Origin of the sequence: Paenibacillus sp. P36, from assembly GCF_045866505.1 — a bacterium.
GTDB lineage: Bacteria > Bacillota > Bacilli > Paenibacillales > NBRC-103111 > Paenibacillus_E > Paenibacillus_E chondroitinus.
This window is the reverse complement of record NZ_AP038372.1, coordinates 6,605,477-6,624,971: the sequence shown is the minus strand read 5'-3', so window position 1 is coordinate 6,624,971 and position 19,495 is coordinate 6,605,477. Positions and strand designations below refer to the sequence as shown.

The window sequence follows — 19,495 nt, the reverse complement described above, 5'->3', positions numbered from 1 at the left end:
CAAGGTGAACCGGTCTATCAACTACATTTATGGGAGATGAGTTAAATATGAAAAAACTTCTCGTGTTATCTACGTTAGTTGTATCCTTTTCCCTTACAGTCGCTTGTTCCTCAGCACCTTCTTCGGCTCCGGCGAAAGATGGAGGGACGACTACAACGAAGGAAGAGACCAAAGCGCCAGCGAAGCCTACGGAAATTAAAGTCATGACCGACTTTACGATCACTCAGCCGCCGGGTGCCGATAATCCGGTTCTGAAAGAATTTGAGAAAAGAACGAATACGAAGCTGACGGTGCAATGGATTCCAGGGAGCGATTACGCGGACCGCGTCAATGTGGCACTGGCCGCAGGCGATATTGCAGATTTGATCAAAATTCCGGACATTACGACTGCTTTATTCCGGCAAATGGTCAAGCAGGGAGCATTCTGGGATTTGACGCCGTATATCAAGGATTATCCGAACCTGGTGTCCATTAATCCGAAAACGTGGAGCAATACCAAAATTGATGGCAAAAGTTATGCCATTCCAGCAGGAAGGCCTTTGGATGGGGGCGGATTTTTCGACATTCGTAAAGATTGGCTGGATAAGCTTGGGCTGAAGATGCCGACCAATATGGATGAGCTTTATACGGTAATGAAAGCGTTTAAAGATAATGCGCCAGATGGCAAAAAGGATACAATCGGTTTTACGATGCGGGGATCAGCAACCATTGACGAAGTATTCCTGGGAACAGTTGGCATGTGGAAAGCTGTAGACGGTAAGCTGGTTAACATGTATCTTGAACCGGAAATGAGAGAATCACTGGTCTACCAGCGTAAGCTGTACCAAGAAGGATTAATTCCGCAGGACTTCCCGGTTTTGAAAGAAAACCAATATTGGGAGCTCGCTACAAGCGGTAGAGCCGGAATTACGAATGAGACGCCAGAGGCGTTGTTCAGATACACAATGGACCAATGGAAAAAAGATCCGAAGGTCGAATGGACGCCGATGGTCTCTTTAGCTCCCAAAGCGGGAGGCAAGCCTTATGTGCCCCAAGGTACAGGGATGAATGGTGTACTGGCTATACCGAAATCGGTTCCAGAACAAAAAATGAAAGCTATTTTAAACTTCGTGAATTACGGTTCCGGTGGCGAAGGGCTTGATTTGACCTTGTATGGGATTAAAGACGTTCATTATACACTTACGGATGGTTTAAAAGTGTCGAATGATAAAGCGGTGGCAGACAGCGTTGGAACAGCTACATGGGGGAAAATGTTCAGTACACCAGTCGTTGATTTGTGGCAATATGCGGCTGGCATGCCCAAAGAGGTTTATCAGCGAAACATGAAAATCACGGAAGAAAGAGCGAAGGTTTCCGTTGGCAATCCGGCAATTGGTCTTGTATCGGATACGGATATTAAGTTAGGTGCCGACTACAAGAAAAAAATCGCCGACATGAAAACGCAAGTCATCATCGGGAAAATTGCATTGGAAGATTGGGATAAATATATTGACACGTTGAAAAAAGATCCAAACTACCAAAAAATTACGGAAGAGTTTAATGCCGAGTACAAAAAACGTCTAGCTCAGAATTAAAATTATTTGCTTGAGGTAAGGGTGATCCTTGCCTCTTTGTTTTTTAACTGACGATGGGAATATACCTTGAATAAGGAGTGTAAAAACATGGAATATGTAGCGTTCGGAAAAACAAATGTCATGGTAAGTCGGATCGGCTTTGGCGGAGCTCCAGCGGGATTAAGGAATTATTTGCGGGAGTACAATCCCGATTTGCCGGAAAACAATAACCACATTATCGCAGCCATTGATGCCGCACTTGAAGCAGGCATTAATTATTTCGATACGGCACCGGGATACGGAAACGGAAAAAGCGAAGAGCTGATGGGATACGCTCTGAAGGGCAACCGCAACGCTGTTTTCTTGGCGAGCAAAGCTAAAATATGCCCTCCCGATGATCTGAGGCGATCCCTTGAACAGAGTTTGCAGCGCCTGCAGACCGACCGATTGGACTTTTTTCAGCTTCACGGTACCAGTTACAAGGATCAAGATGTGCAACAGGTTTTGCACGGCGGGATATTGGAGCAACTGCTGCAATTCAAAGCGGAGGGATTGGTTCGTTTTATTGGCTTTACGAGTGAAGATTCGAACAGAGCTGTCTATGATTTCATCCAATGCGGGCAATTTGATATCATGCAGATTTGTTACAATATATTGATGCAGCATCCCTATGATCCGAATAGACCCTTTGGCAGTATACTTGAAGCGGAAAAAGCAGGCCTGGGTATTGCGGTTATGCGGGCGTTTACTTCGGGTGTTTTTCAACGTTGGATGGCGATGGTGCATCCGGAAAACCATTTTGATTATACCGAGGCATTAATCCAGTTTGTGCTTTCTAATCCTCATGTCGATGTCGCCTTAATCGGTATGCGAAATGCTGAGGAAGTCCGGAAAAATGTGGCTATTTGTGACAATCTTTCGGGCAGGGTGGATATTAGGCAAATGTTTACGTATTATTGATGGATTGGGTATAAGAGGGCCGGGACTCCGTGGGGGTTCCGGTTTTTATGATTCATGTTGAACCCTGCGCCCCTGACATGTAAGATAGGTTCATACAGCAAGAGGAAGGGAGCAGCTATGTGGTCGTACACAGTCGGTTTATTCCGTGATTTATCCCCTGGCGTCAAACGATTTATTGCCACTGAAAGCTTATTTGGCATCGGCGCTGGTATTTTCAACTTGATTTTAAACTTACATCTGCTGGACCTCGGCTTTTCCAAAGAGGACGTCGGGCGCATCACCTCGCTGGGAGCACTGACCGTGGGGTTAACCAGTCTCCCGGCAGGGATCGTCGTCAAATACATAGGCCGTAAAACGATGCTTGTTATCGGCATGCTGCTGGCTTTTTTAGCGTTGATCATCTTTGGATTCGGTACCAGTGTCGGCATGATTACCACCGCACAGCTCACTTGGTCCCTTAGTATTAGCGCCATTGTGAATTCGGAAATCCAGCTGATTTTTCAATATTGCCGCACGAAAAAAGAAGAGACCAGCGCTTACTCGCTGCTGTTTGCAATCTTTACCTTATGCACCGGCATTGGCACATGGTTGGGAGGCTATCTCCCGTTGTGGCTGCCAGGGCACAGCACGCTGTACCAATACGCCTTTTTCGTGGCTGGCGGCTGTTTGGGGCTCTCCGGTATTCTAAGGGGCTTGCTGCTTCCGTCTGCCAACGACCGAGCCGTTGCAACCGAGAAGTCAGAGACCTCCGGAACTCCGTCTTCAGTCAAGATCAAGAAAGCGCATGCCTATTCGCTCATGTTCCTGCTTGCGCTGCTTATCTTTAATTCAGGCTTTACCTTTGGACTGTTGAGTCCGTTCCTCAACGTCATCTTGAAGTTTAGATTTGGAATGGAGGACAGCAGCATCTCTGGACTGCTAGCTCTCTCCGGTGTGTTCTTTTTTGTCGGTTCACTTCTCGTTCCGTATCTATTGGAGCGTATGGGTAGCCGCAATGCTTTTGTATTTCTGTTTCTGTATAACATCGTAGTAGTAGGGCTGATGGCGCTTACTATGCCTAGTTCCGTCTTCGCCGTGCTGCTGATGATTCGAGGCACTGGCTTTACGATGCTGAACAACATGATGGACAGCGAATGTATGTCCGCCGTTGCCGAAGAAGACCGCAATGTATTTGCAGGGATGCGGACGGTTTCACGGAGTATCGGCAATACGATTGCGTCGTATTGGGCGGGTTACATTTTGGCCGCCAATCATTACGCTTTGCCATTTTTGTTAACGGCCATAGCGCTGCTGACGGGGTTTGCTGTGTATGCGTGGTTCGTGCAGGGCAAGCTGGCTCAGAGACTGCAAGGGCAGACGTAAGGTTAGTAACTAGAGATGATCCCTAATTGTATAGGGGTCATCTTTTTTTGTTGTTCGTTGGCGGAGCTGAAAGTAATAAGAAGGCTTGTTGTATTTTATACAACATAACGGCGTGCTTTGACCGTGAATCCGGTCTTTCGTTGCACAATATACAACCATTTGCTGCGAAAAGGTGAGATATAAGCAGTTTAGTGCATGAATGGTTGTACTAAGTACAATATAGAGGCGATCTGACCCCCAATTAGAGTCAAATGGTTGCATAAAGTACAACATAGAATGCTGCAGCAGCCATAACTCAGTGAGTGATTGGTGATAGGTGGCAAACGATGCATCAGGTTGAATTCATATCGTACATTTGAACACCCACCGTAAGATCGTCTACTACATTTCATCTGCATGCGCTTACAATCTTAAATTTGTTCCCCAATGATCATCCTTTTATCGGTTTAGACCGGGGCGTTAACCCTGTAAAGTAATAACCAAGGGAGCCAAGTGAAAAGGCTTTCGCAAATCATCCATCAATCAGAGAGAGGGTTGTACGTACGATGAAAAAGAAATTAACCAGTTTGCTGATGGCCAGTGTAGCATTTACCTTAGTCATCTCCGGTTGCTCGAGCACAAAAGAAAGCGCTGCCACCAACGCGGCATCGACAGCAGCAGCTACAGAGAAAGCAGCTGCGAGCAAACCGGCAAGCCCAGTCGAAATCACATTTTGGAATATGTTCGGCGGTGGAGAGGGAGATTTCGTTGACCAAATCATCAAAGGTTATAACGAATCCCAAAAAGAAGTCACCGTGAAACAGCTCCGCCTTGAGTCCAATGAATATTACGCGAAGCTTAGCACAGCGCTTTCTTCCTCCAAAGGACCGGACGTCGCCGTCGCGCATGTGGACCGCATTTCACCGTTTGTGAAAGCGAAGCAAATTGTCCCGGTGGATCAGTTAGCCAGCAAGGTCGGCTTTGATTTAAAACAAATTTCCGACTCGAATATCAAAAGCGTCTCTTACGATGGCAAGCCCTACGCAGTTCCGCTAGACACGCATTTCCATATGTTCTATTACAATAAAGATTTGCTGAAAAAAGCGGAACTACTGAACGATGACGGCACGCCTAAGCTCGGCGACCTATCACCGGAGGGCTTCAAGAAGACACTCGCACAAATCCATGCGAAAGTGCCGGATGTGCAAGCACTTGCTGTAAATACGCCGTATTTCCAAGAGCCTTTCTTGAACCTGTATTATGAAGCGGGTGGCGACTTGCTGAACGCAGAATCGAACAAAGCGGCCATTAATAATGAGAAAGCGCTCAATGTTTTGAAATTCTACATGGACCTTTATAACAACAAATATACAGATCTCAATGATAAAACCCCATGGGATTCGTTCCACAACGGCAAAGCGGCATTCTGGTTCGGCGGCGTGTGGGAAGCGGGTCTACTGCTCGGCGAAAAATCGCCAAATATCGGCGCTATGCCGCTCCCGGCCATTTTCGGCAGCCAAACGCATTGGGGAAGCTCACATTTGCTCGTCATTCCAAGCTACGTAGCACCAGAGAAACAAGAAGCGGCAGCCAAATTCATGAAGTACTTCTCGGAAGTTGGCGGCAAAACTTGGGGCCAAGCAGGCCACGTGCCGGCGAACAGCGCTGTAACAACAAGCGATGAATACAAAAAGCTGCCTTACCGCAATTACTTCATCGAAGCGCAAAAAACGGTGAAATTCGCACCGAAAACCGATAAATACACGACGATCATCACGACAGTTTCGGAATCGCTTCAAAACATTATTTTCGGCAAGCAATCCCCTGAAGACGGGCTGAAAACGTTGGATAAGCAAATTAACGACATTTTAACCAACTAGCCTGCGTATGCCAACCGGTGAGGCTGCAACAAGAAAGGCGGCTTCACCCGGTTTTTTAGTTTGGAGTACAGAGCAAAGATTGAAGGAGTATACCCTATGGAGACTAAAGTGAGAGAGAACGAGGGGACGGTTGTCCTTCGAAAAACCTACGTTTGGCCTTTTCTTAATGACTGGAAAGCGATTTTGTACCTGATACCGTTCCTCATTCCCTTTACGATTTTCTACCTCTGGCCGGTATGTCGTGGGGCGTGGATGAGCCTGCACGTATGGAACATTCAAGGCATGCAAAAGTTTGTTGGCTTCGCGAATTACAAGAAAATTTTTACCGATTCAGACTTTTACTTGTATATGTGGCACTCGGTTTACTTCGTTTTGATTTGTACGCCGGCGGTTATTGTACTTGGACTGGTATTGGCGCTGCTGATCAATCAAAAAATTGTATTCCGAACAACGATTCGTTCTATATTTTTCTTGCCGTATGTGCTTTCGGTTTCTGTTATCAGTTTTATTTGGCTGCGTATGTTCGACTCCAAGTACGGACCGATCCATGCTTTTTTAAAGCTTATTGGCATCCCTGGAGAAATTCACTGGTTAACGGATAAAAATTTTGCGTGGTGGGCGATTACGATAACGACCAATTGGTGGACGGTTGGGTTCGTCATGGTTTTGTTTCTAGCTGGGTTACAAGAAATTCCCACGGATCATTATGAAGCTGCGAAAATAGATGGCGCAGGCGCCTGGAAGCAATTTTGGCATATTACGCTCCCGGGTTTGTCTAGAGTCATGAAAATACAGGTGTTTTATCAGGTTATTGCGTGTCTGAAACTATTCGGGCAAGTTCAAATCATGACAGGCGGCGGTCCGGGCGATTCGACGAATACGATGATCAGATACATTTATGTGACAGGATTTAAAAAGGATATGTTCGGCCTTGCTTCCGCTCAGTCCATTGTTTTTTGTCTCATGATGCTGCTCATTGCCCTGATTCAATTTAAACTGACAGATCGTCAAGACTAACGGAGGTCCCAATGCCAATAAAACGAATTACGCTGAATGCCGTCGCCGTCGTTCTTGCCCTATTGTTTATTTTTCCCCTCATATGGATGCTTCTGGTGTCATTAAAGCCCAATGGCGTCAATGTCTATACCTTAAGTGATTGGATAAAATGGTCTGATTTGACCTTCGCTAATTATGCCAAAGTGATGAAGGATTCCCAGATCCTGAGATGGACCTGGAATTCGGCAGTGATTGGTGTAATAACCACCGTGGTCTCCTTATTATTCAGCTCGCTGGCAGCTTTCTCTTTTTCCAAATTGCCTTTTAAATCCAAAGGCTTGTTCTATCTGCTCATCGTTTCAGGACTGCTCATCCCGACGGAGGCCATCCTGATCCCGCTATATGAGACAACGCTGCACTTGAAACTAATCGATAATATCTGGGCGATTATTCTCCCTGGCTTGACGAATCCCCTCGGTATTCTGCTGCTGAAGCAGTTTATGGACGGTGTCCCTAAGGATTATATTGAAGCAGCGCAGATTGACGGCTGCAGGAGTATCAACTTGTGGCTGCGCATCTGTTTACCGCTTACGAAATCGGCAATGGTGTCCGTCGGCATATTTTATTTTATTCTGTCCTGGAACAACTTCTTATGGCCTTACCTATCCATTACCTCGCAAGAGAACATGATTCTTTCGGCAGGACTTCCAACGTTTTTGTCGAATAATATAATGTCCCTGAATATGATTATGGCGGCAAGCTCAATTGCAGCAATCCCAACCATCGTGGTGTTTATTCTGCTACAAAGACACATTGTCCAAGGCGTGGCGATGTCAGGGGTTAAAGGATAGATAGAAGGGATTTCCATCATGGCGAAACGACCTGAAAAGAAAAATAAAAGGATACTCATATGGACGAGCAGCATACGTTATAAATGGATGCTGCTTTTATTTCTGTTCTCATTGACGCCTCTGGTTGCAATGGGATTTATTTCTTATTCCATCTCGAAATCAACCATCAACAATAAAGTCACCGAATATTCCGAGCAGCTGCTCAAGCAAACTGCCGATAATATCGATACACGGCTTGGCATCTATAAAGACATGATGATGCAAGTCGTAAACAATAATGAAATCGTTTCCATGCTGCGCACGCTCGATCGGGTTGATAACGGACAGTATGATTTGGACAGCTTATCCTTAACGACGAAGCTATCGACCATTATAGCGATTAATCAAGATTTTCAATCGATCTCCTTTCTAACGAAAACGCACTATATAAAGGGTATTTACCGCTGGAGCGACCGTTCCGCCGGCATCGTAACGCCGTTTCTCAAGACACTTGAGGATGGCAGCAACTTCCGATGGTTCCCGACCCGTTTCGGGACGTATGTCGACAGTTTGAATTCACAGAGCGTCCACGTGTTCTCATTGGCTAAGCAGATTTATAAAACCTCTGACGACAGCCCTGTTGGCATCATCGCCGTGCTTGATATTCGCGAAGATGTACTCAAGGAAATCGTCAGCAAAGTGACGAAGAGCTCCTCCGATCTCCAAAGTTTCATTATTGATGGCGGCGGTCAAATTATTTCCTATCCAGACAATCAATTTTTAGGGAAAAATGTTCGGGAAGTACTGGGGGAACAGGGCTCAAACCAATTGCTGCAGTCTTCTGACGAAACCAATGGTTTTCCACTTAAGCATGCTGGGCAGAAATGGATCGTGAATTACAAAAAGCTGCATACCAACGACTGGATGGTCGTAAATGTCATTTCGGAGTCTGCCTTGTACAAAGACTCTAACCGCATGCTGCAAATCATCATCGTGATTGCGCTGATTTGTATCGGTTTTTCGATCGTGACGGCGATGTTTCTGGCCAATTCGATTTCGAAACCGATTTTGAAAATGATCCGTTTGATGCGTCAGGTGATGTCGGGTGATTTGACCGTGCGCTTCAAGGCCAAGCGGCGTAATGACGAGTTTGATATATGGGGCGAAAATTTCAATTACATGGTGACCCGGCTTGACGAGCTGCTTAAAGCGGTCTATGAGGAGCAAAGCCATAAGCGCGCAGCGGAGCTGAAAGCGCTGCAGGCGCAGATTAATCCTCACTTTTTGTACAATACACTAGACATAATTAAATGGACGGCTCTCCTGCAGAAGGCGAACAATGCTGCCGAGATGGTCAGCTTGCTTTCGCGGCTCCTGCGAATTTCACTGGGCAAGGGAGAAGAAACAGTCACGGTCGAAGAAGAAATCGAGCATGTCCAATGCTATCTGGGGATTCAGAAATTCAGGTTCAATTTCGACATTCAAACGTATTTTCAAATTGACGAAGAGGTCCGTAATCTGAAGACACCTAAGCTTATTTTGCAGCCGATTGTGGAAAATGCGATACTCCATGCGTTCTCCGACCGCGAGTCCGGAGGAGAAATACATATCCGCTGCTCGCTGCATCCGGACGGGGGCATTCGTTTTCTAGTGGCAGATAACGGAAGAGGGATGGACCCGGGTCTCGTGAAGAGTTTGCAGACACCGTTTCAAGAGGCCTCCGCTGATAAAATGGGTGGTATCGGTTTAGCCAATGTTGATGAGCGAATCAAGCTGATTTGCGGAAAGCCGTACGGCTTAGATATTCAGAGTACGCTGGATGAAGGAACGAGCATCGGGATTTGGCTTCCCGTGATCGAGTAGGAGGAATAACATGTTTCGAGTCATCATTGTAGAAGATGAATATATCGTTAGGTTTGGCATTCGTTCGATGATCGATTGGGAGAAACTTGGCTTAATCGTTATGGGAGAGGCTTCTAACGGCCAAGAAGCGTTGGAACTTATGAGTAAGGAAATGCCGGATATCCTGATTACCGATATTAAAATGCCGCTCATGGACGGAATTGCCCTCATTTCAGAGGTGCGTAAAATAAACCCTCACATGAAAATTCTGATCCTCAGCAATATCGAGGACTTCGGGTATGCCAAGGAAGCGATTCGCAACGGCGTTTCGGAGTACTTAATTAAATCGGATATGATGCCACGAGATTTTGAGCAAGCTTTGCTGAAGGTCAAGGAAGCCATAGAAATCACTTCACCAACCGGAGCGATCCATGAGGAACCAGCCGTGGAGCCGTTGTGGAAGGAGAAGCTTCTACAGGAGCTTGTCGAGGGGGCTCAGCGAGATATAAGCAGTCTCCAGAACAACTTTAGAAATTCAGGAAGCGCTCCCTTTTATTTGCTCCACATGGGTAAGGATGCGACGAATGTGGGTTTCGCGGAGGAACAATCCGCTCTGCGAAAGGTATTAGATAGCGTGCTGCAGGCACGGGAGCTTGCCTATGAGGTGTTCCCCGATCGGCAAGGGGAAATGAATGTGCTGCTGCTCATCGGCATGCCCCATCGGCAGGGCCAGAAGGCTGCCCGTGAGGCAGCGGAGGCATGTCTAACTCAGCTTGACGCCAGTTATGGCCTGTGTTTCACCATCGGAATTAGCGGAGAATTTCAAGAATTAACTGAGCTGCATACCGCATACGAGCAAGCAAGAGCGGCAGTTAAGTTTAAAATGTTCGTTGGCAGCGGCAAAGTGATCGCCTATGGCACCGATTATGTGCCGGGAATGAATCCAGCAGGTGAGCCGATAAAAATAAGCACAAACCATATTCATTCGATGGTGTACGCTTTTCAAACCAAGGAATTGCAGTCCTACCTGGAAGAACTGTTCGAGCAGTTGGACGCCCGCAAAGATTATGACATTGTGCAAATTATTTCGCTGGAGCTTTTGATTATGCTGACAACGTTATGGTCCGATGTATCTAGCGATCAGATGAGTATCATGCAGTTAAAAAAGCAATATTTTGACGAGTTATCCAAACTGGAAACACTAGGTCAGAGCAAAACCTGGTTTATGGGAGCTTATCAGGAGCTGCTTCAGCATATGATTCAGATTTATAACAGCGACCGAAACAGCATCATAAAAGCTACGCAGTATATCCAGCAGTATTATCAGCAAGAAATTTCGCTTCAATCGATCTCGAATCTTGTCCATTTGAGCAAAAATTATTTTGCCAACTTGTTTAAAAAGGAGATGGGCGAAAGCTTCCTGGAATATTTGACACGCATCCGCATTGAAAAGGCGAAATCTTTACTCACAGGGGAGCTGAAGACGGCTGATATCGGTCATCTGGTAGGTATTGCCGATCCGAAATATTTTTCCAAAGTGTTTAAAAAGAATGTCGGTGTTTCTCCATCGGAGTATAGAACTCGCGCTAAGAGATAGAGGTGAGATGCCATATCAGGGGGAATGTTATGCTAAATCATAGAAACAAGGGGCGGTTCTTGCGTGCTTTGTGCATTGGGGGGATCGCCCTGACTTACCTGACTTTCACAGGATGCTCGAATGCGTTAGAAACCAATGCGCCGCAATTGGCCAAGGAGAAATTGGCACAAGGGGACATGCCTCCCGTCGAAATTTCTTTTTGGAATCCATTTGGGGGAGGCGAAGGCGATTATGTCGAGCAGATTATTCGGAGCTTTAACACTTCGCAGAAAGCGGTTTTCGTAAAGCAGCTTAGGTTGGAGTCCAATGAATATTATGTAAAACTGAGCACGGCGCTCTCTTCAGGAAAAGGGCCGGACGTCGCCGTGGCGCACGTTGATCGCATTTCTCCTTTTATCAAAGCAAAACAAATACTGGCGTTGGATGCCTTGGCTAACGAAAGCGGTTTCCATTTTGACGAAATTGAGAGTTTTAACGTACAAAGCGTAAGCTTTAACGGGAAGCCATATGCAATTCCGCTGGATACGCATTTTCATGTTCTTTACTACAATAAAGAGATTCTGAAACAAGCAAATTTGCTGAATGAGGATGAGACCCTTAAGCTCGGTAAAACATCGCCGGAAGGCTTTATTCAGATGTTGACGCAAATTCAGACGAAAGTGCCGGGGGTTCAGCCCATTGCGGTGAATACACCTTACTTTCAGGAACCTTTTCTGAACTTATATTATGAGGCTGGCGGTGATCTGCTGACGCCGGATCTTTCCAAAGCCGCGATACATAATGACAAAGCTTTGCAAGTGTTGAAGTTTTATCAACTGCTGTATGCGAAGCGTCTGGCTGACTTGAATGACAAAACGCCATGGGACTCCTTTCACAACGGGAAAGCGGCGTTATGGTTCGGCGGTGTTTGGGAAGCAGGACATCACTTGAGCGAAAAATCGCTGCGGGTCGGCGTTGCGCCGCTTCCGCCCATATTCGGCAGCCCGGTCCATTGGGGCAGCTCTCATACACTGGTCGTACCGAGTTACGTGACTAAAGAGAAACAGAAGGCGGCGATGGCCTTCATGACCTATTTTTCAGAAGTAGGCAGCACCCTCTGGGGGCAAGCAGGGCATGTTCCCGCCAATCGGGCTGTCGTGCAGAGTCAGGCCTATCAGCAGATGCCTTACCGGGATATCTTTATTGAAGCTCAGCGCCAAGTTAAATTTGCGCCGAAAACGGACAAATACGCGACGATTTTCACAACGTTGTCGGAGGATCTGCAAAGCATTATTTTGGGCGGATTGGACCCGGAGGAAGGTTTGATTTCGTTAGAGAAGAAGATAAACGATATTCTTGCGAACTAATAAAGAGGCCGGGACCCGCAGGGGTTCCGGTCTCTGCATTACTGGACTTCAACGGCATTAACGAAAGAGATGTTGTGAAAGAGGGAAATCATTTGTTCAAAATCTAATTCCGCAGGCAGCTTAATCGTAAGATCCAAAAGAATTTCGGAGGTTCCCCTTAATTTCTCACTTTGAAAATTTACGATCCTGATATTTTTTTCTTTCAGTGTTTTTTGCATATTTTCTAAAGAACCTGCTTCGTCGATAATACGTATAATCAGGTGTTCTGATTTAGGCGCAGCTAGCCAAGTGAACCGTCTGTGTAACACGATTTGAGCAATAAGAATTAATACGGTAACCCCAATTCCCAAAACATATAAGCCGGATCCAATCGCCATCCCGATGCCTGCCGTTGCCCAGATTCCTGCTGCTGTGGTAAGGCCTTTGACCGTATGACGCTGCATAAAGATCATGCCTGCTCCTAAAAAACCTACACCACTTACAACCTGGGCTGCTATTCTTGATGGATCGAGTGCTATGCCAGTTTGTCCTAGTTCATCATAAAAGCCATATTTTGAAACTAACATCATCAAAGAAGCACCAATAGCAACAACAAAATGAGTTCTAATCCCGGCTTCTTTCATTCTGTTTTTACGCTCATATCCAATGAATAGTCCGCAAATTCCGGCAATCATCACTTGAAGTAAATATTCGAATCCCATCATGTAGATCCCATCCTTTTCACGAAAATATTGAAAGCGCTTTATCGGAAATTTTACCCTACTGCGTAGAAAAGATCAATTTCTCATTGTTCCATAGAGAGAATAGTATGCAAATAAAGGGAAATAAACCCAATAATCGAATATCTATTTAAACACGATTTGAGAACTTTGGAGGTGCTGTGGTGTTAAAGAAAAACGTTTATATGAGAACGATCTTGTTTGCAATCGTTTTTTTTGCATTTTTATTTTTACCCGCGGGGTCTTTACATTTCTCTGAAGCGTGGATTTATTTTGCCATCTTTTTTGGATCAACGATGTACATCAATCGTTATTTCTTGAAAAGAGATCCTGAGCTCATAGAACGAAGAGTTCATGCTAAAGAAGTAGAAAAGGAACAAAAGATTTTCCAATCCATTTCTGGCGCCATATTTTTTATTGGATTGTTAGTGCTTCCAGGTTTAGATTATAGATTTAGTTGGTCAGATGTTCCTTTCTATCTTGTATTCGTCGCGGATTTCTTCGTCTTGCTAGGTTTTATCATTGTTTTTTTAGTTTTTAAAGAGAATTCATTTACATCTGCCATTATTGAAGTAAGTGAGAACCAGCAAGTGATATCAACAGGCCCTTATGCCTTGGTGCGGCATCCGATGTATACCGGGGCAATATCCATTATCCTGTTCACTCCTCTTGCATTAGGTTCAATTTGGGCATTGATTCCCGCAATTTTAATCATTATTTTTATTGTGCTGAGGCTGTTAAATGAAGAAAAGATATTGTTAAAGGAGTTAGCAGGGTATGAAGATTACTGTAAAAAGATTCGTTATCATTTAATTCCTTTTATTTGGTAATGGAGGTGAACTCGCTGTTTCTATTAAGGAAATTTACATTTTGGCTCAGCTTACTCAGTATCCTAATCTGCTTAAACAATTACTGGGGAAACGATGACAAAAACATACTTCTCATTGGATTAAATCCAGTCTTGAATTATATGGTGTATAAGGAGCCATTCCGTCACTGGATTTTTAATTTTGAGAGCGCAAAACTAGCTGCTGATAGTTCAAGTATCAGGCTGTATTATCGTGTCTACCTTATACATTTTTTTTCATTCTTTTTGATTGGGATTATCATTGATTTTGTTATTCGGTTAGTAAGACGATCAAAGACTTTCAGGTAGGTGATTGATATCCAAACAATATACGCCCGAGTGAGACATTGGTTATTTTGGTATGGAGTTTATGGTTTTTGCAGCAAGAGCTGTAATGATGAAATTACACTTTATTCCGATCAAGAGCAAAAAAAGTTTTTAGGATATTTTGAGCTTACAACCGTGACAGGTCTTAGGCATCTTTTAAAATACGATATGGATATTATAGGCGATGATAAAGAATATTGTGATGAAATTAAAAGTTTTATAAATGGTGACGAAGATATTCATTATCATTATATATACCCAAGAGACTTAGAAGATGTTTCTCGTCAAGTTCCTCATTCTGCTCCTACGAATACAGACGGCTATAAACCTGTCTATATTGATATGTGGACAAAATTATCTATATCTTGGGACATTGACGAGATAAAGACTAGCGTGAGAATAATTGCAAAGGATTTTTTAGGATTGAATATAGAAAATGTTGAACTCATTGATATTCCAACGTATGAGGAAACTAAATTATCGTACGAACAGGATTATAAGCCTTTCGTCTAAAGCACAAAAACAGGGAACAGATCGCCGCGGCAGCTGTTCCCTGTTTCACTCAAGTAACAGGAGGTAAATATGGTTGTCGATAGACTGATCGAAAAATGGTCTTCAATAGTAGAGAAGATAAAAAACAATGGTGGTAAAATAATCGAACTCGCTAAGAGTGAACCCGCAAGCGATTTGGAAATTAAAAAGAAAGAGTTTACTCTAGGAATCAATATCCCTTGTGAGTTAAAGAATGTTTTTCTAGAAAATTCAAAACAGCTTTATTTGAGATGGTCGTTACCCGAAGAAGCTATACTCCCCCAAGAATTTAGAGAAATATTTAGTGGGGAAATCGGCTGGAGTCTGGATGGGTTGGAATATTGGGGAGAAGATTCGGCAGAAGATTACGCGATCAACTTGAAGGGGAAACTTACTTTTTTTCAAGTCAGGAATGGTGATTATTTAGCTTTAGATTTGAGTAATGATTCTAATCCTCCTATTGTATACTGGGATCATGAGACAGACAATGTTATTCCTATAGCGGCTTCCTTTATGGAATATCTTAATAACATGACAGAACTCAGTTGTATTGGTGCAGAGATATGGCAATATGAAGACTTTCTAGGCCCCCATGGGATTGAAACTAAATCGGAAAAAGCAGACCGATGGAAGAATTGGTTTCATTCATTTCAGAGCTTGCGTTTTGAAGATGCCAGTGAATTACTTGAATCCTTATTCCAATATATTTTGTACCATGGGGAAGTCAAAGCAAGAGAAGTAAACGCACTTCGTCAATTCGATCATTCGGAAATTCTTGAAAATGTGCTAAAACGACTGCCTAATTGTCATGCAAAAGAATCGAAAGTTTTATGTTTAATAATCGGAGAGGTAGTTAAAAACAACGCTGAAGCATGGGTCAGAGAGCAATGGTTAGAGTCAAGTTATTTGGATCCTGCTGACAGATCGTATTTAACCGCTAGGTGTTTGCCATTTGAGGAAGGTTATCCTTTAGTTATCGAATACTTAGAGGGAATATCAGAAACTGTGGTTAATCCTTATGAAGCATTAAAGCATTTGTCAGTATTCCAATCAAATCGCGTAATAACTTGGCTTGAGAAGAATGGTCGACTACCTGCCACAAATGGTTGGGCTGAACTATTCGCATTTTCATCACCGACATGGGAAGACATTAATAAGTGGTCAGAAATGGAAACTCGACATCAGTTAACACTGATTCATGCGTTAGAGGAAATGATTCGTGAACGAAAGAAACCATATGATCTCATGCAATTAAAGGTCTATGGGGTTCCGAACAGGGAAAAACTTGTGGACTTTTTAATGAGAATTCATGATTCAGAGACACTTAACACCAAAAAGTCGATTATAAAAAAAATCATTGATAATGTTGAGAAAATCATCTAATAAACTGTTTTTTCTAAGTTTCGGAGGCTTTCATGAATAAATATTTACTTGTAGAAGATGAAAATAATCTTATCATAGGCGAATGCAACGATATTATTGGATTTCTAGATGGGCGCAAGAAAATTGCTTGCTACATATATGAAATAACGTTTGTAGGTTTACAGTTCAGAGAAACTTATATTCAACACTGTTTAACTACCAAATCTAGAATGGGCGGGATGCATATACACATACTTTCTCAGGGAAAGGAGCCAATTGGAGAATATTTCTTCGTTCCTGAAAAACCATATCGATTTAATAAAGAGGATGCTGCTAATCGGGAAAGGATTAATTTGACAATATTTGGCGGGTTCGCAACAACACCATCTATTGAAGCTTCAGAGATTTGGAATAAATGGGTAACCTCAAAACCGTTAACTAGTAATAATTGGGTTGCTCTAACGCAGAAGCAAAGAAAAGGTTGGATGGAAGTGGTCCGTTTACACTCTCTCTTTAACCAAAATAGATTTAGATCTGTTGAGGAAAATCACTTTTACTTGGATATGACAAATGTAGTTGATCCGCTCTCCTTTTATTGTGCTTTCGGTGAGGCAATGAATGGGCCAGGAGGGTACTACGGTTTTACTCTAGACAGTCTTGAAGACTGTTTCTATGGAGGTTTTGGGGCTACGTCACCCTTCACACTTCACCTTATAAATGGAGATTTTAACGAACTTAGAGAGCACAAGGCAATTGAGAATAATGACCTGTTAAAATTGCAGCGAATCGAAGAATTGTTAATTTCAAAGGAAGTAACTTTGGTTCGTGATACTTCCCCCTAATCACTCCAAATAAATCGCATCATAAGGAAACTCCAGCTTCTTCATTCGATATTCCTTTGGCGTCATATGCATGTATTGGCGGAAGATTTTGCCGAAGTAGCTGGGGCTGTCAAAGCCGCATGTTTGGCCAATGTCCTGAACAGGCAGGTCAGTGGTTCGGAGAAGGGCGATGGAGGCCTCGACTCTCCGATCCCTTAGGTAGGCCAGCGGCGAGGATTGCTCAGACCGCTGAAACAGCCTGCAGAGGTAGTGCTTATTAATTCCGCAATGCTCGGAGATCATATCCAATGTGAGCGGATCTGTAAAATGATCTCTCATGTATTTTTTTGCTGTCTGAATGAGCGTGCTCGAGCTTGCGCTAACGTCTTTTGTCATTTCTCGGCTGGATTGCACGAGTGTGAGCATCCATTCATATACGCCGAGGGACAGGTGATATTTGTCGGTGACCTTATCTTCAGCGACCATGCGCATGAGTTTCCAAAGGCCCTGAATGAGAGGCGTGTCCGAATCTCTCTGGATGACTGGCCCCTCCAACGCCATCACGTAATCCCATATCCGACTCGCCTCTTCTCCCCGCAAGTTTAGCCAGATGATCTCCCATGGTTCCTTTTGATCCCCGTAAAAGTATGTATGGCTGCTAGGCACCTTCACTAAAAAACCTGTTCCTTTCGTCAAAGGGAAACGTTGCTGTTCATACTCAAGATAACCTTGTCCACTCATCGTATATTGAAAAATGACATGCCCGCAGTCGGGACGCTCTTCTCCGCTAAAGCTGTATTCAGGGCTATTGATCATTTGCCATCCAATGGAATCGAGCGTGAGGATGGAGGTATCATCGTTTCGAAATCCGTATACAGCGGGCTTGAGCATTGGAATTCTCCTTAAGAAAAGTCAATTTTGTTATATTATAAGTCATTACATTAAGATTGTCCCCTCATTACTTCAGGAGATACAATGATTATAAAGAGGGGAGCGAATGTTGGATGGTTAATAATGAGTTAGTCATTGAATTATTGCCTGACGAGTATTGGTGGGGAGGCCGTGTCGCAGACGGGAAAAGTATGCCGTATGGCACATCGTTATTTCGTGTTGACTTGGCAGCGAGCAGCGGAGCCAATCAGGCTTGCCCACTGCTTGTATCCAGTAAAGGGCGATATGTTTGGAGCGAGGAGCCGTTCGCTTTTCAGATTGATCCTAAGGAGTTAAGGGTGATCGGTGAGGTTGCCTTATTGAAAGTTGAAGAGGGGCATGAGACTTTAGCCGGAGCATACCGTCATGCGGCCCGTGCATTCTTCCCGGCAGTTCCAACATTGCCAGAAGAGCTGCTGTTTACTGCACCGCAGTATAACCTGTGGATCGAGCTGCTCTATAATCCAACGCAAGAGAAAGTATTGCAATATGCAAGAGATGTGCTCGCAAATGGCATGCCGCCCGGCGTCATCATGATTGATGACAATTGGCACGAACCCTATGGCACCTGGACGTTTCATCCAGGACGTTTTCCTCAGCCTAAGCAGATGGTTGATGAACTGCATGCCTGGGGATTTAAAGTCATGCTTTGGGTTTGTCCGTTTATTAGCCCGGACTCCAGCACATTTCGTAAACTGGAACCGGCTGGGATTTTTTTAAAAGATGGTGAGGGGAAAACGGCGATTCGCAAATGGTGGAACGGATACAGCGCCGTTCTCGACTGTACGAATCCGCAAGCTGTTGCGTGGATTCATGAGCAGCTTGATTCCTTGCAGTCGCAATTCGGAATTGATGGTTTTAAGCTGGATGCTGGCGATTTAGAGTTCTATGAGTCGGATGATTTGAGTTATGAGAAAACAACACGCAACGGTCATAGCGAAGCCTGGGCGAAAGTTGGACTGAAATATCCGCTCAATGAGTATCGCGCTTGTTGGAAGCTTGCGGGGCAGCCATTAGTCCAAAGGCTGAAAGACAAGCAGCATAGATGGGAGGACAATGGGCTTGATTGCTTAATTCCGGATGGATTGGCACAAGGTCTTCTCGGCTATGCGTATACGTGCCCGGATATGATCGGCGGAGGCGAGTTTACGAGCTTTTCAGTTGACCAATTGGATTCGGAATTATTTGTTCGTTCGGCTCAATGCTCGGCTTTATTCCCCATGATGCAGTTCTCGGCAGCGCCTTGGCGGGTTTTGAATGATGAGCACCTGCGCTATTGTGTAGAAGCAGCCCGACTTCATGCCGCCTTTGGCGAAGAAATCCTTGATCTTGCCAAACATGCCTCACGGACTGGGGAGCCAATCCTTCGTCATATGGCCTATGAATTTCCCGGAGAGGGTTTGGAAATGATTCAAGATCAATTTATGCTGGGCCATTCACTTTTGGTTGCTCCTGTTGTCGTCCAAGGGGCACGAGCTCGCCAAGTCATTTTTCCGACGGGCACATGGGTTGGAGATGACGGTACAACGGTGTCAGGTCCTGCTAAGTTGGAGATTGAGGTGCCGCTGGCCAGGTTGCCTTTTTATAGAAAGCAGTGATGATAAAAGCCAGGA

16 protein-coding genes are annotated in these 19,495 nt (G+C 44.4%); 14 read left to right on the top strand and 2 right to left on the bottom strand.

Annotated features, from left to right (window positions below; all coding sequences use genetic code 11):
- Positions 1–47 precede the first annotated feature (47 nt).
- The 9 genes from ACKTT9_RS29355 to ACKTT9_RS29315 all read left to right on the top strand — a co-directional run bounded on the left by ACKTT9_RS29355 (position 48) and on the right by ACKTT9_RS29315 (position 12,345).
- On the top strand, positions 48–1,574 hold the full coding sequence (locus tag ACKTT9_RS29355) for an extracellular solute-binding protein (RefSeq protein ID WP_407868742.1): 1,527 nt from the start codon (positions 48–50) through the stop codon (positions 1,572–1,574).
- A gap of 87 nt (positions 1,575–1,661) precedes the next feature.
- A complete protein-coding gene (locus ACKTT9_RS29350; protein ID WP_407868741.1) occupies positions 1,662–2,513 on the top strand; it encodes an aldo/keto reductase in 852 nt (283 codons plus the stop codon).
- Positions 2,514–2,630: 117 nt separating this feature from the next.
- Positions 2,631–3,875: an MFS transporter gene (locus ACKTT9_RS29345; RefSeq protein ID WP_407868740.1), complete on the top strand. Its 1,245-nt coding sequence runs from the start codon at positions 2,631–2,633 to the stop codon at positions 3,873–3,875.
- A gap of 545 nt (positions 3,876–4,420) precedes the next feature.
- The gene (locus tag ACKTT9_RS29340; protein WP_407868739.1) at positions 4,421–5,734 is read left to right on the top strand and encodes an ABC transporter substrate-binding protein; all 1,314 of its coding nucleotides are present in this window, start codon (positions 4,421–4,423) and stop codon (positions 5,732–5,734) included.
- A gap of 96 nt (positions 5,735–5,830) precedes the next feature.
- Positions 5,831–6,751 (top strand): carbohydrate ABC transporter permease, encoded by a 921-nt coding sequence (locus ACKTT9_RS29335; RefSeq protein ID WP_407868738.1) that lies wholly within the window; start codon positions 5,831–5,833, stop codon positions 6,749–6,751.
- Between the two features lie 11 nt (positions 6,752–6,762).
- Positions 6,763–7,581, top strand: coding sequence for a carbohydrate ABC transporter permease (locus ACKTT9_RS29330; RefSeq protein ID WP_407868737.1), 819 nt, complete (start codon positions 6,763–6,765; stop codon positions 7,579–7,581).
- 18 nt (positions 7,582–7,599) lie between these two features.
- Positions 7,600–9,423 (top strand): sensor histidine kinase, encoded by a 1,824-nt coding sequence (locus ACKTT9_RS29325; protein ID WP_407868736.1) that lies wholly within the window; start codon positions 7,600–7,602, stop codon positions 9,421–9,423.
- A 10-nt stretch (positions 9,424–9,433) separates the two neighbouring features.
- Positions 9,434–10,999 carry a response regulator gene (locus ACKTT9_RS29320; protein ID WP_407868735.1) on the top strand — a complete coding sequence of 522 codons (1,566 nt, stop codon included), beginning with the start codon at positions 9,434–9,436 and terminating at the stop codon, positions 10,997–10,999.
- Positions 11,000–11,028: 29 nt separating this feature from the next.
- Positions 11,029–12,345: an ABC transporter substrate-binding protein gene (locus tag ACKTT9_RS29315; RefSeq protein ID WP_407868734.1), complete on the top strand. Its 1,317-nt coding sequence runs from the start codon at positions 11,029–11,031 to the stop codon at positions 12,343–12,345.
- Between the two features lie 38 nt (positions 12,346–12,383).
- Here ACKTT9_RS29315 and ACKTT9_RS29310 read toward each other — a convergent pair whose 3' ends face one another.
- Positions 12,384–13,049: an MgtC/SapB family protein gene (locus ACKTT9_RS29310; RefSeq protein ID WP_127454815.1), complete on the bottom strand. Its 666-nt coding sequence runs from the start codon at positions 13,047–13,049 to the stop codon at positions 12,384–12,386.
- Between the two features lie 179 nt (positions 13,050–13,228).
- Between ACKTT9_RS29310 and ACKTT9_RS29305 the strand changes: the two genes are divergently transcribed.
- The 4 genes from ACKTT9_RS29305 (at position 13,229) to ACKTT9_RS29290 (ending at position 16,973) form a co-directional block, all read left to right on the top strand.
- Entirely contained in the window at positions 13,229–13,894 is a 666-nt protein-coding gene (locus ACKTT9_RS29305) for a methyltransferase family protein (RefSeq protein WP_407868733.1), read from the top strand.
- 326 nt (positions 13,895–14,220) lie between these two features.
- Positions 14,221–14,751, top strand: coding sequence for a hypothetical protein (locus ACKTT9_RS29300; RefSeq protein WP_407868732.1), 531 nt, complete (start codon positions 14,221–14,223; stop codon positions 14,749–14,751).
- 69 nt (positions 14,752–14,820) lie between these two features.
- Entirely contained in the window at positions 14,821–16,152 is a 1,332-nt protein-coding gene (locus ACKTT9_RS29295) for an SMI1/KNR4 family protein (protein ID WP_407868731.1), read from the top strand.
- A gap of 32 nt (positions 16,153–16,184) precedes the next feature.
- Entirely contained in the window at positions 16,185–16,973 is a 789-nt protein-coding gene (locus tag ACKTT9_RS29290) for a hypothetical protein (protein WP_407868730.1), read from the top strand.
- On the opposite strand, the gene ACKTT9_RS29285 is transcribed toward ACKTT9_RS29290, so the two are convergent.
- Positions 16,974–17,843 carry an AraC family transcriptional regulator gene (locus tag ACKTT9_RS29285; protein ID WP_407868729.1) on the bottom strand — a complete coding sequence of 290 codons (870 nt, stop codon included), beginning with the start codon at positions 17,841–17,843 and terminating at the stop codon, positions 16,974–16,976.
- Positions 17,844–17,956: 113 nt separating this feature from the next.
- On the opposite strand from ACKTT9_RS29285, the gene ACKTT9_RS29280 reads away from it, so the two are divergent.
- The gene (locus ACKTT9_RS29280; RefSeq protein WP_407868728.1) at positions 17,957–19,480 is read left to right on the top strand and encodes a glycoside hydrolase family 31 protein; all 1,524 of its coding nucleotides are present in this window, start codon (positions 17,957–17,959) and stop codon (positions 19,478–19,480) included.
- Positions 19,481–19,495: the final 15 nt, after the last annotated feature.

Coding starts and splice junctions, on each gene's coding strand:
- ACKTT9_RS29355 (WP_407868742.1), top strand. CDS start 48: ATGAAAAAACTTCTCGTGTTATCTACGTTAGTTGTATCCTTTTCCCTT.
- ACKTT9_RS29350 (WP_407868741.1), top strand. CDS start 1,662: ATGGAATATGTAGCGTTCGGAAAAACAAATGTCATGGTAAGTCGGATC.
- ACKTT9_RS29345 (WP_407868740.1), top strand. CDS start 2,631: ATGTGGTCGTACACAGTCGGTTTATTCCGTGATTTATCCCCTGGCGTC.
- ACKTT9_RS29340 (WP_407868739.1), top strand. CDS start 4,421: ATGAAAAAGAAATTAACCAGTTTGCTGATGGCCAGTGTAGCATTTACC.
- ACKTT9_RS29335 (WP_407868738.1), top strand. CDS start 5,831: ATGGAGACTAAAGTGAGAGAGAACGAGGGGACGGTTGTCCTTCGAAAA.
- ACKTT9_RS29330 (WP_407868737.1), top strand. CDS start 6,763: ATGCCAATAAAACGAATTACGCTGAATGCCGTCGCCGTCGTTCTTGCC.
- ACKTT9_RS29325 (WP_407868736.1), top strand. CDS start 7,600: ATGGCGAAACGACCTGAAAAGAAAAATAAAAGGATACTCATATGGACG.
- ACKTT9_RS29320 (WP_407868735.1), top strand. CDS start 9,434: ATGTTTCGAGTCATCATTGTAGAAGATGAATATATCGTTAGGTTTGGC.
- ACKTT9_RS29315 (WP_407868734.1), top strand. CDS start 11,029: ATGCTAAATCATAGAAACAAGGGGCGGTTCTTGCGTGCTTTGTGCATT.
- ACKTT9_RS29310 (WP_127454815.1), bottom strand. CDS start 13,049: ATGATGGGATTCGAATATTTACTTCAAGTGATGATTGCCGGAATTTGC.
- ACKTT9_RS29295 (WP_407868731.1), top strand. CDS start 14,821: ATGGTTGTCGATAGACTGATCGAAAAATGGTCTTCAATAGTAGAGAAG.
- ACKTT9_RS29290 (WP_407868730.1), top strand. CDS start 16,185: ATGAATAAATATTTACTTGTAGAAGATGAAAATAATCTTATCATAGGC.
- ACKTT9_RS29285 (WP_407868729.1), bottom strand. CDS start 17,843: ATGCTCAAGCCCGCTGTATACGGATTTCGAAACGATGATACCTCCATC.
- ACKTT9_RS29280 (WP_407868728.1), top strand. CDS start 17,957: ATGGTTAATAATGAGTTAGTCATTGAATTATTGCCTGACGAGTATTGG.